The sequence below is a fragment of the Actinokineospora sp. UV203 genome (genome assembly GCF_056323665.1).
The window spans coordinates 4524222-4539305 of the sequence record NZ_CM150484.1 but is presented as its reverse complement, the minus strand read 5'-3'; the positions used below and the strand labels follow the sequence as shown (position 1 = coordinate 4539305).

Sequence of the window (15084 nt, the reverse complement as noted above, 5' to 3'; positions counted from 1 at the left end):
GTTCCGTGGATTGCGGCCTCCCCGGTGAGTCCGTCGGAGGAGTCTGGGGAGCCGAGCCGGAACGCTTGGGGTCGGTGTCGCGCTGGATTTGCCACTGGAGTTTCTCCGGGCGCGGCTCGGGCTCCTCGCGGGGCTCGTCGCCGGGGGGTGTCCACTGTGTCATCTCGGCCTCAGTCCCGGTACTTGACCGTCGGGGGCGCGGCCTGTTCGCCCGCCTGGGTGAGCCAGCGCCCGTAGCTGGCCGTCCACGAGCCGCTCGCGATCGACTTCTCCAGCACGCCGTTGACAAACCGGACCATGTCCACGTTCGCTTTCGGGATGCCGATGCCGTAGGGCTCCTCGGTGAACCGCGGTCCGACCATCTTCACGTTCGGGTCCTGCGCGACCATCCCGGCCAGGATCGTGTCGTCCGTGGACACTCCGACGACCTGCCCCTGCTGCAGCATCAGCAGGCAGTCCGTCCAGTTGTCCACGGCGACGACCTCGGGCGGCGCGGGGGAGTCGCGCAGCTTGTTCAGCGACGTGGACCCCTTGGCCGCGCAGACGCGCTGGCCGCGGAGCTGGTCGACGCCGGTGATCTCGGAGCCGCGGTCCACCAGCAGGCGCTGGCCCGCGACGTAGTAGATCGCGGAGAAGTTGATGTCGACCCAGCGGGCGCAGGTGGCGGTCATCGTGCGGACGACGATGTCGACCTCGCCGTTCTGCAGCGCGGGAATCCGCTCCGCCGAGGTGATGACCTTGAACTGGACCTTGTTGGCGTCACCGAAGATCGCGGCGGCGATCTCGCGGACCCGGTCGATGTCGAAGCCCTCGATCTGGTTGCTGGTCGGGTTTCGGAACCCGAACAGGAAGGTGTTCTGGTCGACGCCCGCGATGAGCCTGCCGCGGTCCTGGATCTTCTTCATCGTGGACCCCTCCGGCATCGCGCCGGGGCCGGGCATCGCGCCGGGGCGCAGGCTGGCGGCGGGGTCGCACGGCGGGACCTGGGTGGCCGCTCCGGTCGTCGTCGGCGGGTTCACCACCACGCCCACCGGCTCGGGCCGCTGGGCGGACTGGACGGCGGCCAGGTCGACCGGCTTGCCCGTGGCCGTGCAGGCGGTGGCCAGCATCGCCAACGCCGCTACGAATGCCGCTGTGGCACGCCTCATCGGTACTCCCGCAGTCGTTCCCGGATGCCGAGCAGGATCCCGGCCGCGGCGATGATCGCCAGCACGACGACGCCCGGGACCAGGCCGGTCAACGCCGCACCGGCGTATTTGGTCTGGGTGAAGAACTCCTCGCGACCCGCGTTGAGGGCCGTGATCAGGTTCTTGTCGAGCTTGCCGAACGCCGTGGCCGAGCTGTCCGGCGCGGCGCCGATGGCCGTGGCGACGGCCTCCTCGTACTGGCCGCCGTCGTCGAGTTCACGGATCTTCTTGTGCGCGGCGACCCACGCGTCGGCGTTCGTGAGGGCCTGGTCGACCTCGCCCGCGATCGCCGGGCTGGAGGCCAGTTCCTTGGCCTGGCGCAGCAGGTTGCCCCGGTCGCCGCCGCTGAAGGTGACGGAGAGCTCCTGCCATTCCTTCTCATACCCGGGCCCGTCGCCGCGGGCGACCAGGGTCAGGGTCTCGTCGGCACGGCACTTCAGCGAGTTGATCCTGGCCTGCACCAGCACGTCGACCTGCTGCGAGCCGTTGCGTTCCCCGTCGGCGACCTGGGTCGCGCTGATGATCAGCGCCGCGGCGCCCCACACGAGGGCCAAGGCGACGGCGAGCGTCGCGCCGAACAGGCCGACGTTGAGCAGCCGGTTGGTCTTGCGGGTCAGGTAGCGCTGGGTCATGACGAGCGCGGCGAGCAGGCCAACGGTGAGCACGAGGGTGAACCACGGAAACGACCTGGCCTCGGCCTGACCTGCTTTGAGCCGGTCGTAGTCGATCGCGTAGAGCTGCTCGGCGGCGGGCAGGATCTTGGACCGCATCAGCCCCGACGCCTCGCGCAGGTACGCCGCGCCCGCGGGGAAGCCCTGGCGGTTGTTGGTGCGCGCGGTCTCGATGAGTCCCGTGTAGACGGGCAGCTGCTGCGAGAGCGTGTTGACCTGCTGCTCGGCCAGCGAGTCGCCTGCGACGTCGGAGGACGCCTTGCCGAGTGCGGCGCCCGCCTGGGCGATGTCGAACTCGTAGCGTGACCGCAGGGCGGCGGGCTCGACACCGCCGGAGAGGAACGCGCTGGCCGCGGTGGCGTCGGCGTCCGAAAGCGACCGGTAGATCTGCTGCGCGGCCGCGGCCAAGGGCTCGCGGTGGTCGGTCAGCTCGTCGAGGGTGGACTGCTTCGTCTGCAGGGTCACGGCGGCGAAAAGGCCGGTGACCACGGTCAACAGGAGCAGGCCGACCGCGATCAGGCTCAGCCTGCCAGGGGTCGTCGTCGCCGAGTGGGTCACTCGACGCAACGGCGAAGCCTGCCTGGCCTCGGCGGTCACCACGGATACGTCCACGGGGCAACAGTCAACAACACAAACCCACCCACGACGCCCGCTTTCCCCCGGCGGTTATCTGCCTGTGACGCCGGCACCTTGTCCAAAAGAACCTAGTCGACCGCCACCCGGCGAGCCACCACGGCCGGATTAACATGCCGCGTCGCGGTGGCGACGGTGAGTCACCAAAAATCCTTCTTGCGTGCGGGTCAATCGCCTGGTTGCCCTCTGGTTCCGCCCGCCCACCTCTGGGACCGTCGTCTTATGACCAGTGATCACAACATGCGGCACGTCGCCACGTTCTGCGGCCAGTGCAGCTGTGGCTGCCCGGAGCTGTGGATCGATCCGGACGCACCCGAGGAGAAGCGGGTGGTCATCACCGACGACTTCGGCCAGCGGATCCAGATGAGCGTCGGACAGCTCACCGACCTCGTGGCCGACGTCAAGAACGGTGTCCTCGACGAATTGCTCATCCCAAGCTAGCCCACCGTGGCCACCTGGCTCGGGTGGACGTGCACGGCGGCCTTCCTTGCCGTCGCCGGGTACGCGGTCGCCCGATTGGTGGTCGCGTGCCGCACGGGATCGACCGGGTGCCGCCGCACGGCCGACACCGCGCACGCGCTGATGGCGCTGGGGATGGCGGTGATGTGCTCGCCGGTCGGCGGGCCGCTGCCGATGGCCGGGTGGCAGACCGTCTTCCTGCTGCTCACGGCCTGGTTCCTGGTCCGCAGGGAGCCGGCGGCCGGGTGGCACGGCGGCGGGCTGCACCACGCGGTCGGCGGACTGGCGATGCTCTACATGCTCACCGCCGTCCCGCACAGCGCCCACGCGATGGCGTCCGCCTGGAGTCCCCGGATGGCCGGGGAGGCGGCGCTGCCGGTGCTCGGGTGGATCTTCGTCGGCTACTTCGCCGTGCAGGCGGCGCGGCTGGCCCGGGTGAGCCTGCGGCCGGAGGCGCACCGGGTGGCGGCGGGCTGCCAGGGCGTCATGGCGGCGGGGGCGGGCGGGATGATCCTGGCCATGCTCTGAAATTCCCGCTGAAGACTCTGCTGTGACCTTTCCTTACAGAACTCGAACCGTTTCCTGGCGTCTCCTTGATCCGGCTCTGTGACAGTCATGTCATCGGGTCGTCAAGGGAGGAACTGCCATGCGGGTCAAGCAGTGGGCCGTGGTCGCGGCCATCGTCAGCGGGGTCAGTCTGATCGGCGGCGGGGTCGCGGCGGCGCAGCCGAGCGCGCCGGTCACCATCACCCTGAGCCCGGAGCAGGTGCAGAAGTTGTGTGAGAAGCGGCTGCCCAAGGCGGAGAAGCGGATCGCCAAGCTGCTGGCGCGGATCAACGGCGACGCCCAGGTCAAGGGGTCCGTCGCGGGGCTCAAGGAGCGGGCGGAGAAGGAGCGGGCGGCGGGCCGGGAAACCAGCGCCCAGCTGCTGGAGGAGCGGGCCGAGCGCCGGGCAGGCCGGGTCGAGCAGCTGAACAAGGCGAAGGACCGGGTGGCGGAGTTCCAGTCGAAGCACTGCGGTGCCAAGTGAAGCGCGCGGTGACCGTCGCCGCCCTGCTGCTGGCCTGCGTCGCGTGCGACCGGCAGCCTGCCGCGCCCGCGCCCGGGTCGTCAGGCACCTCGGACATGGACCAGATCGAGTCCACCCTGGACGCCATCGAATCCGAGCTGGCCGGGGATTAGCCTGAAGTCCATGGAGTCCCGTGGGCTGGTGCTCGTGGTCGAGGACGACCCGGCGATCGCCGAGCTGGTCACGCTCTACCTTCGCCGCGACGGGTTCGGGGTGCAGGTGGAGACCGACGGGGCAGCGGCGCTCGCCGCGGCCCGCCGGGTCAAGCCGGTCGCGGTGGTGCTCGACATCGGACTGCCCGGCATGGACGGCATCGAGGTCTGCCGAGCGATGCGCAAGGACGGCGACTGGACCCCGGTGCTGTTCGTGACCGCGCGCGACGACGAGGTCGACCGGGTACTCGGCCTGGAACTCGGGGCGGACGACTACGTGACCAAGCCGTTCAGCCCGCGTGAGCTGGTGGCGCGGGTGCGCACGGTGTTGCGGCGGGCCAACGGACCTGGCGCCGCCGAAGTGCTCTCGGCGGGCGGGACGCGGCTCGACCTCGGTGAGCGTCGCGTGTGGACGGACGTGGGCGAGGTCGCGCTGACGTCGACGGAGTTCGACCTGCTGGCGCACCTGATGCGCAGGCCGGGTCAGGTGTTCGACCGGGCGCAGCTGCTGAGCGCGGTCTGGGGATACGCCGCGGCGGCCGGGACCCGGACCGTCGACGTCCATATCGCGCAGCTGCGGGCGAAACTGGGGCCGCACTGTCCGATTAGGACTGTTCGCAGCGTCGGCTACTCGGTGGAGCGACAGTGAGGCGGGCGTCCATCGCGGTCCGGATCACCGCGCTGGGGCTGGCCGTGGCCGGGGTGGTCGCCGTGGTCGGCGGACTGGTCTCCGCGCGGCTGGTTGTGCAGACGGCGCGTGAGGTCACCCGACAGACGCTGTCCGACCAGGCCGATGTGGTGGCGGGCCAGCTCTCCGACAGCAAACTCGGGCTGCGGCGGGTGGTGGAGGTGCTCGGCGGTCAGGGCGTCGCGGTGGTTCAGGTGCGGCCCAACGGGAACGTCGTCAGCTCGGACGCCACCGCCGAGCGGGCGGCGCGGCAGGCGGGCATCACGGAGCTGACGGGGCCGGTGCACACGACGGTCGAGATCAACGGGCGGGTCCTGCTCGTCGAGCTGCGGCCCGCCGATCCGCGCGGGGCGATCGGGCTGGTCCGGGAGACGGAGACGGCCAAGGGGGTCGGGCGGACGCTGATCCGCAACATCGCCTTCGCACTGGGCCTTGGCCTGCTGGTGGCGGCGGTCGCCGGGCTGATCCTGGCGCGGCTGCTGTCGCGCCCACTGCGCCGCACGGCGGCGGTGGCGACGTCGATGAGCCACGGCAGACGCGACCTGCGGGCACCGGTCGACGGCCCGCGGGAGGTGGCGGAGGTGGCGGCGTCGGTGAACGAGTTGGCGGACGCCCTGCACCGAAGCGAGGCCAGACAGCGGGACTTCTTGTTGTCGGTGTCGCACGAACTGCGCACGCCGCTGACAGCGGTCAAGGGCTTCGCCGAGTCCCTGGCCGACGGCGTGGTCACCGGCGACGCGGTCGCCGCGGCGGGCCGCACGATCGACCAGGAGGCGAACAGGCTCGACCGTTTGGTGGCCGACCTGCTCGACCTGGCCCGCCTCGGCGCCGACGACTTCCGTCTCGACGTGGTCGCCGTCGACCTCACCGCCCTGGTGGCCGAGACGGCGACGGTGTGGTCGGCCCGCTGCGCCACCGCCGGAGTCCGCTTCACCCTGGAGGCGCCCACCGACCCCGTCGTCGTCCACGCCGACCCCCGTCGACTGCGGCAGGTGTTGGACGGCCTGGCCGAGAACGCCCTGCGGGCCACCCCTTCCGGCAGACCGATGGTTCTCGCGTTGTCCCGCGTGCCGGGGGCGGCGGTGCTGCAGGTGCGCGACGGGGGGCCGGGGTTGGCGCCGGAGGAGTACCAGGTGGCGTTCGAGCGGGGGGTGCTGAACGCGCGCTACAGCGGGAGCAGGCCGGTGGGGACGGGGATCGGGCTGGCGCTGGTGCACGGGCTGGTGAGCCGGATGGGCGGGATGATCGAGGCCGGTCCCGCCCCGGAGGGCGGGGCGGCCTTCACCGTGCACATGCGGACCGCCTGACGGGCCGAACTCACCGTCCCGACCAAGGAATTCCGCCTACGAGAGTTTCCGGCGGGAGCGGGTCGAGCGGATCGTGGCCACGGGCAAGCGCAACGGGTCGCAGAAGGGGCTCGGCCGGATCGGCAGGCTGCTGCTGCCGGTGATCTTCAAGGTGCTGCCCAAGCCGGACCTGGACTGGATGTACGACTACCGCTCGCCGTGGGACGCACGAGTCACAGTCTGACTTGCGCGGGCCGGGTAGGGTGCCGGGGAGAGCACGTCTGGGGCGTGCCGCTTTCTAATACTTGGGGTGTGGATGAAGCGCGTTGTTTCCCTGTCTGTCCTCGCGATAGTCACTCCGTTACTGATCACCATTCCGGGCGCGAACGCCGCGCAGCCCACCAGGGCGCCGAAGATGCCGTCGATCCAGACGGCCAACCTGCCCGCGAGCCCGCCAGTCAAGGCGAAGACCTCGACGCTGGCCGCCAAGTCCGGCAAGCGCACGGAGCCGGGGGTGCGCGAGGTCGCGCCGGACGGCGGGTTCTCGATGGTCGCGCTCAAGTGGAGCGGCGCGGCCCCCGAGGTGATGGAGGTGCGCTGGCGCAAGGCGGGCACCTGGAGCGAATGGCAGGAGAGCGAGCCGTCGGAGGGCGGGCGCGACGACAAGCCGGTCGTCACCACCGAGCCCATCTGGACCGGGCGGGCCGATCGGGTCCAGGTGCGCGCCACCCGCGCGGGCGCGGTCGCGACCGACGCGCTGACCGTGGTGGCCGTCGACCCGGGCGAGTCGCCGAATGACGCGCGCATCGCGAGCGTGAACGCCGTCCCGGACAAGCCGACCATGGTCACCCGCGCGCAGTGGGGCGCCGACGAGTCGATCATGGACTGGCCGGCGGAATACGCCGACGACATCAAGGGCATCACGGTTCACCACACCGCGGAGACCAACGACTACTCCTGCGCCGACTCCGCGGCGATCGTCCGCTCGATCTACCGGATCCACACGATCGACCGCGACTTCGGCGACATCGGCTACAACGTGCTCGTCGACAAGTGCGGCACCCTCTTCGAGGGCCGCTCGGGCGGCCAGCGCAACCCGGTGGTCGCCGGGCACGCGTATGGCTTCAACCGGCACACCTTCGGCATCTCGATGATGGGCCACCACACGTCCACCCCGCCCACCGACGCCACGCTGGAATCGGTGGCGACCATGGCGGCGTGGAAGATGGGCAACGGTTACATCGACCCGGCGGGCACGATCACGCTGACCAGCGGCGCGGGCGGGGGCGGGGCTAAATACCCGGCGGGCACGCAGGCGATCCTGCCCAAGATCTTCGGCCACCGGGATGTCGTCGCGACCGAGTGCCCCGGCACCATGGCGTATGACAAGCTCGGCACCATCCGAACCCGGGTCACCACCCTGATGGGTGACTGGCAGGCCAGCCCGCTCCGACAGAAGTGGCAGGCGCTGGGCACGGCCGCCATCGGCCCGGTCTACGGCGTCGAGCAGTCCGAGCCGGGCGGCGGCCGGTCCACCGAGTTCAACCGAGGCGTGTCGACCATCGCCTACCGCTCCGACGTCGGCGCGCACTTGGTGAGCGGCGGGATCAACGCCAAGTTCCGGGAACTGGGCGGAATCGGCAAGCTCGGCTACCCGACGAACGACGAATCCGCCACCACCGACGGCCAGGGCCGCTACAACCACTTCACCGGCAACGCCTCGATCTACTACACACCCGCGACGGGCGCGCACCCGGTGCTCGGCCCGATTCGCGACACATGGAACTCCCTGGGCGCGGAGAAGTCGTTCCTCGGCTACCCGACCACCGACGAGGAAACCATCGACGGCGGGCGACGGGCGAACTTCCAGGGCGGCACCGTGCTGTACAGCGACAGCACCGGCAAGATCACGGTGTACCGCAAGTACACCGGCATCACCGCGGTTCGCCGCTGACCTTCGCTTGAGCGAGAACTGCCCGACCGGTGATCCGGTCGGGCAGTTTCGTTATGGAGGTCCCTATCCCGGTGGCCGAATGCGCAATATCCGCTCATCGGCGTGAAGGAAAATTCGACAGGACGCGCGATCAGCGGCACAGTCGGACGCTTTATGGCGCATGTGCACCGTTGCGGGGAGGGCGAGGTCACGCCAGTGTCAACGGTATGTCAGCCCGGTGTCTTGGCGCCTGGTAACCAGCTGAACCCGGCGATCGAGTAGCCGGCGGACGGCCTCTGATGGACTATTGGGTTCATCAGTGGACTATTGGGTTCATCAGCGATTGTTCTTGAACCAACCAAAGGCGGTAATCCGCCAGGAGCCGGCCCGAGCGAAACCAATGACGAGGCGAGGCGGTCACATGTCACCGCAGGAAACCAACAAGGCCTTGGTGCGCGAGTTTTACGCAGAGATCGACGCCGGGAACCTCGACGCCATGGATCACCTCGTCGCCGACCATTACGTCGACCACAATCCACCTCCGTTCCCCGGGCTCGCACCGGGACGCGCTGGGTTGAAACAGGCGTTCCAGATCTTCTGGGAAGCGACTCCGGGCCGCCACGAGATCGAGGACCAGGTCGCAGAGGGCGACAAGGTTGTGACCAGGCTGACCGCCTACGGCAAGCACGCGGGGAACCTACCGGGCGGGCTCGCCGCCACAGGGCGAGAGATACAACAGTCCGCTGTCGCAGTCCACCGCGTGCACGACGGTCAGCTAGCCGAACACTGGTCAGGTCGCGATGACCTCGGCCTGATGGTGCAACTTGGTGTCATTCACATGCCCGGTTAGCGGTCCTGTCCGAACCTCTCGCCGCGCCGCCCAAATTCGGCATGAGATGGCAAAACCTGGAATCGGGGAAAGCGGCCGGGGCGTTCAGGCCGGATCGACCACGCGGCGGTTGGTGGTGACGTCGAGATGGCCTCGACGAGACCTCCGCTTGGGATATCTGGCGGGGTGCGCGCTCTGTGCGAGGCCGTTCTCATCGAGCACGAGCGCGGCATGCGCTCGATCCGCCCGGACCCGGCCCTCCTTGACCGCACGGTGGCTGATCCCTATCTGGCCGCGTTCCGGGTGGTAGCCGATGCGCCAGCAGCCACCGAGGCATCCCAGCGGCCGGATGGTGTACGACACGCTTGGATCCTTTCGCCTGCTCGCGATCGGCCGCGCTGCGGTGTCAGGCCGCGTCGGCCGCTGCGGCGAGGAGGCGGGCGAGTTCGGTCGGCTTGGTGTGCATGGGCCAATGACCGGAGTCGATGTCGACGAAGCCGAGGTGCGTGACCTTCGCGAGTTCGGCCGCGTCGCCTGCGTTGATCCACTCCTTGGCCTGGGCAGGGGTGAACTCGGGGCATACGAGTACGACCGGCACATCGAAGCGTCGCTCGTCGGTCAGCCGCACGACGCCGGTGGCCACGCCCTCGGGAACGGGGATCGCGGTGGCCGCGAAGGCGTGCCTGGCCTCCTCGTCGAGGTCAACCGAGTCCGGTCCCTCGAAGGGGGCCCAGCCGGGGAAGGGCATGACGCCGTCCCGCAGTTCGAAGAAGTCGGCGTAGGGCTTCCCGTCGTCGGCCGGGAAGCCACCGATGAGGACGGCCTTGGAGATCTTCTCCGGTCGCGCGTCGGCCGCCAGCCAGGCCAGGGTGCAGGCTGCCGAGTGCCCGACCACCATGGGCCTGCCGGAGGCTGAGTCCACGGCGGTGAGCACGGCCGCCACCTGGTCGTCGAGCGTTGCGGAAGTCGATCCATCGCCCTGACCGGGCAGGGTCAGCGGCACGGGGTTGTGGCCGAGCGACCGAAGTGTGGACGCGACATCGTCCCAGACGGATCCGTCGAGCCACAGGCCTGCGATGAGCAGGACGTCCATGATCAATTCCCCTTCCTGTGCGGTCAGGTCACCGCGGTGCATCGACACGTCACGCTATAGCCAATTCCGGACAATCCGCTGCCGGTTCATCGGGCGATCGCCTAGCGATCCGGCCATGTACGCGCAGGAGTGGTTGGCGACCGTGCCGTTCGACTTCCGCGTCGAGGCGGAGATGAACCGCGAGCCGACCGTTCGCCGGCGCCTACGCCCGAGCGCCCCGAATCGCCGACCCGATATCGCCGACCCGGTCGGCGAGCAGCCCCACGGCCCCCACCGCCCGGCTCATCGGGTCAGTGCCGTCGCCGCCCAATGCCTTCTCCCGCAGGTAGGCGGCCTTGACCGCCGCCCACCGCTCGGCCTGCTCAGTCGAGAGCCTGCCGCGCAGTTCCGCGAGCTTGAGCAAGTTGGATTCAGCGCCGGAGGTGAGGGTTTGGGCCTCGCCCTGATAGTGGTCGTCGATGACCGCTTCCAGTTCGGACTCGTTCATCACCGGGACGATGCGCTCGGCCAGCTTGTTCATGTTGCGGTACGAGCCTTGCAGGCCGAACGGCGGCTCGGTGCGGGAGGAATCAGCCTGGGCGGCCGACTCGATGTAGGCCTGGTTGTTGGCCAGCACGACTTCCTGCACGCGCAACAGCTTGCGCAGCACCGAAAGGATCTGTTCGACCTCCACCGCGGAATACGGGTGCGAGAGCTGGTCGGACCGGACCGAGTCGTCGCCGCGGGCCATCCGGACGAACAGGCCGATGTCGGCACGCTCCCGACTGGACAGTGGAGCCAGCACCGGGTTCGACGTGAGCGAGTTCTCCACGTAGCTCAGCGCGAACAGTTCTTCCCGACCGGACAGGACGTCACCCAGGTTCCACACGTCGGCCCGGTTGGCGAGCATGTCCGGGACGCGGAAGCGCTTGCCGGACTCGGTGTACGGGTTGCCCGCCATGCACACGGCGAACCGCTTGCCGCGCATGTCATACGTGCGGGTGCGACCGTCCCAGACGCCCTCCATCCGGCGCTGCGCGTCGCACAGGGAGATGAATTTCTGCAGCAGCTCCGGGTTGGTGTGCTGGATGTCGTCGAGGTAGAGCAGGACGTTGTTGCCCATCTCCAGCCCGAAGTTGATCTTTTCAATCTCTTGACGGGCGGTTGCGTTAGGGGCGTCGGCGGGGTCGATCGACGTCACGTCGTGACCCAGCGCAGGGCCATTGACCTTGACGAACACCAGACCAAGACGGTTCGCGACGTACTCCATCAGCGTCGTCTTGCCGTAGCCGGGCGGGGAGATCAGGAGCAGCAGACCCATCTGGTCGGTGCGCTTGGCGTCACCCGCCGCGCCGAGCTGCTTGGCCAGGTTGTCGCCGATGAGCGGCAGATAGACCTCGTCGAGCAACCGGTTGCGGACGAACGCGCTCATGACCTTCGGCTGGAACTCGGTCAGCCGCAACCGAGACTTCTCCGCCGTCACCAGCGCCTCGCGCTTGCGCTGGTAGGCGCGGAAGGCGGGCACCTGCTCGACTCGGAACCGCTTGGTGCGGGCCAGGAACTCGTCGAGCCGCAGGTCGAGCGCGCGGTCGGTGATGCGCGGATGCGCCCCGAGCAGACCCTCGACCCGCTCGGTGAGCGCGGCGGCCGAGTCGTGCCGCGGCAGGTCCGCGCACAGCTCGATCGCGACCGCCTCCGGCAAGTCCACATCGGACAGATCGGTGGTCGCCTGGAACGCGCCGAGCCAGGCGAGGACGAGCTGGTGCCGGGTGCCGAGATCGTCGCCCAGCGAACGGATGTCCTCGTCGAACTGCTGTCCGCAGGCGGCGCGGAACCGGTCGACGAGCGTGCGGGCGGCGGCACTGGTGACGAACCCCAGTGGCGCGCTCGCCAGCTCCTCGAACAGGTACTCGCCGACGTCCTCGACCGGCAGACTGGCCCCGGCCAGGAACTCCGACGCCGCACGGGAAAGCTCCGCACTCAAGGCGGCGATGGCGGCAGGCGGACCGAAGGCCGATCGGACCCGCGCGAGCGAGCCCGCGCGGATCGTCCACTGATTCCGGGTCGCCTCATCGGTGCCGTACGCCCAGAACAGCTGGGCCGCCGCGCGGACGGCGGGCGAGTAGCGCAGCAGACCGGCGCCCGCGTGCAGGCGCAGCAGGACGTCAAGGATCTGCGTGGCGTCGTGGTCGTGCACGCCGCGCTCGTAGCCTTCGTCGTAGCGGCTCTCGGCGACCTTGCGGACCTCGGCAGGCAGACTCTCCGACTCGCGCAGCGCGACCGCGTCGCCCAAGTCCAAAATGGACGCCGCGAGATGCTCGGCCCGGTAGACCGCGGGCGACTCGGACACCAGCAGCTGCGACCAGAAGACGCTGGTGTGCTGGAAGTCCTGGTCGCGGACCGGTGAGCGGTAGTCGGTCCCGGTCACCGCGAACGCCATCTCGTCGCCATGCGGGACGAGCGTCAGGTCGAGCGGCTGGGTGTTGACGGCGAAGGCGTGCTTGCCGAAGCGCAGCGTGTCGCCGCCGTCGCTGAACAGGTCGAGACGGTCGCGCAGCGAGCGGCCCGCGTCCTGCCGCGCGGCCTTGACCCGGCCCGCCAGTTCCTCAGCACGCACCTGGTCGCCGAGTTCGCGCAGGTCCGCGGTCACCGAGCGGAGCTTGGCGACCATCGGGTCGGACGCGAAATAGGTGTTGACCTCGTCGATCGAGGCCAGGCTCGCCACCCGGCGGGTGACGCTGGCCAGCACCCGCTCGGCCGACTCGACGAGCCGGTCGGCCCGGCGCGCGCGGTCGTCGAGCAGGGCCTGCTTGCGGGAGGAGAACGCCTCGTAGACGTCCGTGCGCTTCTTGCTGAGCTCGGTGAGGAAGTCGTCGAACTCGCCGAAGCGCGACTCCAGGTTCTCGACCTGGAGCATCAGTCGGCCGAGTTGCTCGTCGCAGCGCTCCGGGGTGTCGGCGACCGCGAGCGCCCCCGTGATGGCCTGCCCGAGCAGGGCGAACTCGGCGGCGAACTCCGCGCGGCCCTCGGTGGCGAGCAGTTCCTTGCGCCGCGCGGTGAGGGTGGCGCGGGCCCGGTTGACCCCCGCGAGGACCTCGCCGATCCGCTCCAGGATGGATGTGCGCGCGGTGGCGTCGGCGATGTCGAGCGAGCCGACGACCTCGGTGACGACCTCCAGGCCCTCGGACTGCTCGCTGAGCCGCTCGCTGATCGGCGCCGCCTCGGCGACCGTGGCGATCGACTCGGCGTCGGCGACCAGCTTGGCGACCTGCTCGTGGTACCCGGTGAACGCGTCGGGGCCCTGCAGGAAGCCGACGGCACGCCGGCCCGTCGACGTCTGCTCCCCAGCCACCATCGCGTCGAGCGAGTCCACAGTAGACAAGTCGACATATCGCTGTTCGCGCAGCGTGATCAGTCGACCTTGGGCGCGGCGCAGCTCCGCGAGCTGGGAAACCCAGGCGGCGGCCGACTTCGGCGCCTCGCCGCGCACGGTCCGCACCAGGGTGGTGATCTGGGCCGAGGTCTCGGCCAGCACCTTCGCGGCCTGCCCGGTCAGCGCGGTGACAGTCTCGAACTCGTCGAGGACCTGCTCGGCGGTGGCCCGAACCTCGGTCAGCGGCTCGCGCAGGTCGCCGAGGTCGAGCCAGTGGTAGACGTCGAACGCCCGCGAGCAGGACACGATCAGCGACTCGAAGACGGCGGCCGACGGAGCCATGTCGTCGACCATGTGCGCCACCGACAGGCAGTCGGAGATCCCGCGCACCAGCTCCGGGTTGCCGACCCGCTCCAGCGGCCCGGTCCCCACCGGCTGCGCGGCGGCGTACGTGTCGGACAGGTATGGCGTCTGCCAGACCTGCATGGGGTGGACCCGGGTCGGCTCCTCGGAGACGGCCCGGAACACCACCAGGGTGCCGTCGTCGAAGAGCGAATACCCGTGGCAGACCAGCGGGTTCGCCACTTCTTTGCGGATCAGGTTGTAGGGCAGCAGAAGCGAGCGGCCGTCACCGCGGGCGTGGAAGACGAACAGCACGTCCTCGCCGTTGGGCGAGCGGATGACCCGCTCGTACTCCAGGTCGGTGACGTCGGTGTCGAACGTCTTGTGCACACCGGTCGCGAGGTAGTAGCCGCCGGGGAAGATGAGGCCCTGGTCTTCCGGCAACCGCCTGCACGCCTGGCCGATGCCGTCGAGCCGCACGACGGACTTGGTGTGGGTGTTGAAGACCAGGTGCCGCCACACGGTCTCGTTGTAGGGCCGCACGCGGATGAGGGTCAGCGGCCCCACCTCGGCGTAGTGCACGTCCGCGTCGGCGAGGCTCTGCAGCGGCTCCGCGACCGGCTCGGCGTAGATGCCCTCGCCGGTCTCGGTGTTGTTCTCGACCTTGAGCGTCAGGTCGCCGTGGATCGTCTCGACGAACACCTTGTCCAGGATGGAGATGTGCGGGAACCGGCCGAGCACGTGGTTGTCGCGGGTCGTCTCGACCCACTCGAAGTCGTGCGACGGCGGGAAGACGTGGTCCCGCTCACCACGGTTGTCCTCATAGGACACCAGGCCGCTGGGAGTGATCTTCCAGCGCAGGACCTTGATGTCCTCGGTGCGCGGACCGGTCTGGAACACCGCGAGCAGCTTGCCCTCGACCCGGCGCAGCTGCAGCAGGCGAGTCTCGCGGTAGTACCGGTACAGCTCGCCGAAGTCTCGAACGAACTGATCGTCGCGCAGCAGCTCCGGCAGCTCCTCGGCGCCCGCCGCGTCGAACCGGAACGCCTCGCCGTCGCGCACGAAGGTGTGCAGGGAGAAGACGTCATCGATGGTGGTCTCGGGTTTGAGCCCGATGAACACGTTGTACCCGAACAACATCAGCCCGCCGAGGGAGACGATGTCCCTCGGCACGCAGTTGTTCTCCGTGCGGATCCGGTCGTTGCCGACCAGCCGCAGCTCGGTCCCCCCGAACACCCGCAGGCGTTCGGCGTTGAGCGCCTCGGCCCGGCGGGCCAGCTCGGCGGCTTGCTCGCCGAGCCGGGCCCGCAGCACCTCGTACGTGCCCGCGTCGAGCGCGGGCGCCTCCAGTTTGGACACCTCAGCCGCCGTCACCTGGGTTGTTGTCACC

14 protein-coding genes are annotated in these 15084 nt (G+C 69.5%); 9 read left to right on the top strand and 5 right to left on the bottom strand.

What is annotated here, in order from left to right:
- Positions 1–170: 170 nt before the first annotated feature.
- Together ACUZ2Y_RS21705 and ACUZ2Y_RS21700 are read right to left on the bottom strand one after the other, a co-directional pair.
- Positions 171–1148 carry a glutamate ABC transporter substrate-binding protein gene (locus ACUZ2Y_RS21705; RefSeq protein WP_476321674.1) on the bottom strand — a complete coding sequence of 326 codons (978 nt, stop codon included), beginning with the start codon at positions 1146–1148 and terminating at the stop codon, positions 171–173.
- Entirely contained in the window at positions 1145–2470 is a 1326-nt protein-coding gene (locus tag ACUZ2Y_RS21700; protein ID WP_476321672.1) for a hypothetical protein, read from the bottom strand. Before ACUZ2Y_RS21700 ends, ACUZ2Y_RS21705 begins: the two co-directional genes overlap by 4 nt.
- 243 nt (positions 2471–2713) lie before the next feature.
- Here ACUZ2Y_RS21700 and ACUZ2Y_RS21695 point away from each other — a divergent pair, with 243 nt between their 5' ends.
- The 9 genes from ACUZ2Y_RS21695 (at position 2714) to ACUZ2Y_RS21655 (ending at position 8928) form a co-directional block, all read left to right on the top strand.
- Complete coding sequence (locus tag ACUZ2Y_RS21695) at positions 2714–2932, top strand: hypothetical protein (RefSeq protein WP_091376051.1); 219 nt, start codon at positions 2714–2716, stop codon at positions 2930–2932.
- A 6-nt stretch (positions 2933–2938) separates the two neighbouring features.
- The gene (locus tag ACUZ2Y_RS21690; protein ID WP_476321669.1) at positions 2939–3478 is read left to right on the top strand and encodes a DUF5134 domain-containing protein; all 540 of its coding nucleotides are present in this window, start codon (positions 2939–2941) and stop codon (positions 3476–3478) included.
- A 118-nt stretch (positions 3479–3596) separates the two neighbouring features.
- Entirely contained in the window at positions 3597–3980 is a 384-nt protein-coding gene (locus ACUZ2Y_RS21685) for a hypothetical protein (RefSeq protein ID WP_476321667.1), read from the top strand.
- Positions 3977–4132, top strand: coding sequence for a hypothetical protein (locus tag ACUZ2Y_RS21680; RefSeq protein WP_476321665.1), 156 nt, complete (start codon positions 3977–3979; stop codon positions 4130–4132). Before ACUZ2Y_RS21685 ends, ACUZ2Y_RS21680 begins: the two co-directional genes overlap by 4 nt.
- Before the next feature lie 10 nt (positions 4133–4142).
- Positions 4143–4820: a response regulator transcription factor gene (locus ACUZ2Y_RS21675; protein ID WP_476321663.1), complete on the top strand. Its 678-nt coding sequence runs from the start codon at positions 4143–4145 to the stop codon at positions 4818–4820.
- The gene (locus ACUZ2Y_RS21670; protein WP_476321661.1) at positions 4817–6166 is read left to right on the top strand and encodes a HAMP domain-containing sensor histidine kinase; all 1350 of its coding nucleotides are present in this window, start codon (positions 4817–4819) and stop codon (positions 6164–6166) included. The genes ACUZ2Y_RS21675 and ACUZ2Y_RS21670 overlap by 4 nt, the downstream gene beginning before the upstream one ends.
- 73 nt (positions 6167–6239) lie before the next feature.
- Positions 6240–6389 carry a hypothetical protein gene (locus ACUZ2Y_RS21665; protein WP_476321659.1) on the top strand — a complete coding sequence of 50 codons (150 nt, stop codon included), beginning with the start codon at positions 6240–6242 and terminating at the stop codon, positions 6387–6389.
- 171 nt (positions 6390–6560) lie between these two features.
- Positions 6561–8099 carry an N-acetylmuramoyl-L-alanine amidase gene (locus tag ACUZ2Y_RS21660; RefSeq protein WP_476321657.1) on the top strand — a complete coding sequence of 513 codons (1539 nt, stop codon included), beginning with the start codon at positions 6561–6563 and terminating at the stop codon, positions 8097–8099.
- Between the two features lie 400 nt (positions 8100–8499).
- A complete protein-coding gene (locus ACUZ2Y_RS21655; RefSeq protein ID WP_476321655.1) occupies positions 8500–8928 on the top strand; it encodes an ester cyclase in 429 nt (142 codons plus the stop codon).
- Between the two features lie 84 nt (positions 8929–9012).
- On the opposite strand, the gene ACUZ2Y_RS21650 is transcribed toward ACUZ2Y_RS21655, so the two are convergent.
- The 3 genes from ACUZ2Y_RS21650 to ACUZ2Y_RS21640 form a co-directional block, all read right to left on the bottom strand.
- A complete protein-coding gene (locus ACUZ2Y_RS21650) occupies positions 9013–9270 on the bottom strand; it encodes a hypothetical protein (protein WP_476321653.1) in 258 nt (85 codons plus the stop codon).
- Positions 9271–9313: 43 nt separating this feature from the next.
- Positions 9314–10000: an alpha/beta fold hydrolase gene (locus ACUZ2Y_RS21645; protein WP_476321651.1), complete on the bottom strand. Its 687-nt coding sequence runs from the start codon at positions 9998–10000 to the stop codon at positions 9314–9316.
- Positions 10001–10202: 202 nt separating this feature from the next.
- On the bottom strand, positions 10203–15083 hold the full coding sequence (locus tag ACUZ2Y_RS21640; protein ID WP_476321649.1) for a DNA repair ATPase: 4881 nt from the start codon (positions 15081–15083) through the stop codon (positions 10203–10205).
- Position 15084: the final 1 nt, after the last annotated feature.

What these genes read in the sequence shown, in the direction of transcription:
- ACUZ2Y_RS21705 (WP_476321674.1), bottom strand. Translation starts at nt 1,148, where the DNA reads ATGAGGCGTGCCACAGCGGCATTCGTAGCGGCGTTGGCGATGCTGGCC.
- ACUZ2Y_RS21695 (WP_091376051.1), top strand. Translation starts at nt 2,714, where the DNA reads ATGACCAGTGATCACAACATGCGGCACGTCGCCACGTTCTGCGGCCAG.
- ACUZ2Y_RS21685 (WP_476321667.1), top strand. Translation starts at nt 3,597, where the DNA reads ATGCGGGTCAAGCAGTGGGCCGTGGTCGCGGCCATCGTCAGCGGGGTC.
- ACUZ2Y_RS21675 (WP_476321663.1), top strand. Translation starts at nt 4,143, where the DNA reads ATGGAGTCCCGTGGGCTGGTGCTCGTGGTCGAGGACGACCCGGCGATC.
- ACUZ2Y_RS21660 (WP_476321657.1), top strand. Translation starts at nt 6,561, where the DNA reads ATGCCGTCGATCCAGACGGCCAACCTGCCCGCGAGCCCGCCAGTCAAG.
- ACUZ2Y_RS21655 (WP_476321655.1), top strand. Translation starts at nt 8,500, where the DNA reads ATGTCACCGCAGGAAACCAACAAGGCCTTGGTGCGCGAGTTTTACGCA.
- ACUZ2Y_RS21645 (WP_476321651.1), bottom strand. Translation starts at nt 10,000, where the DNA reads ATGGACGTCCTGCTCATCGCAGGCCTGTGGCTCGACGGATCCGTCTGG.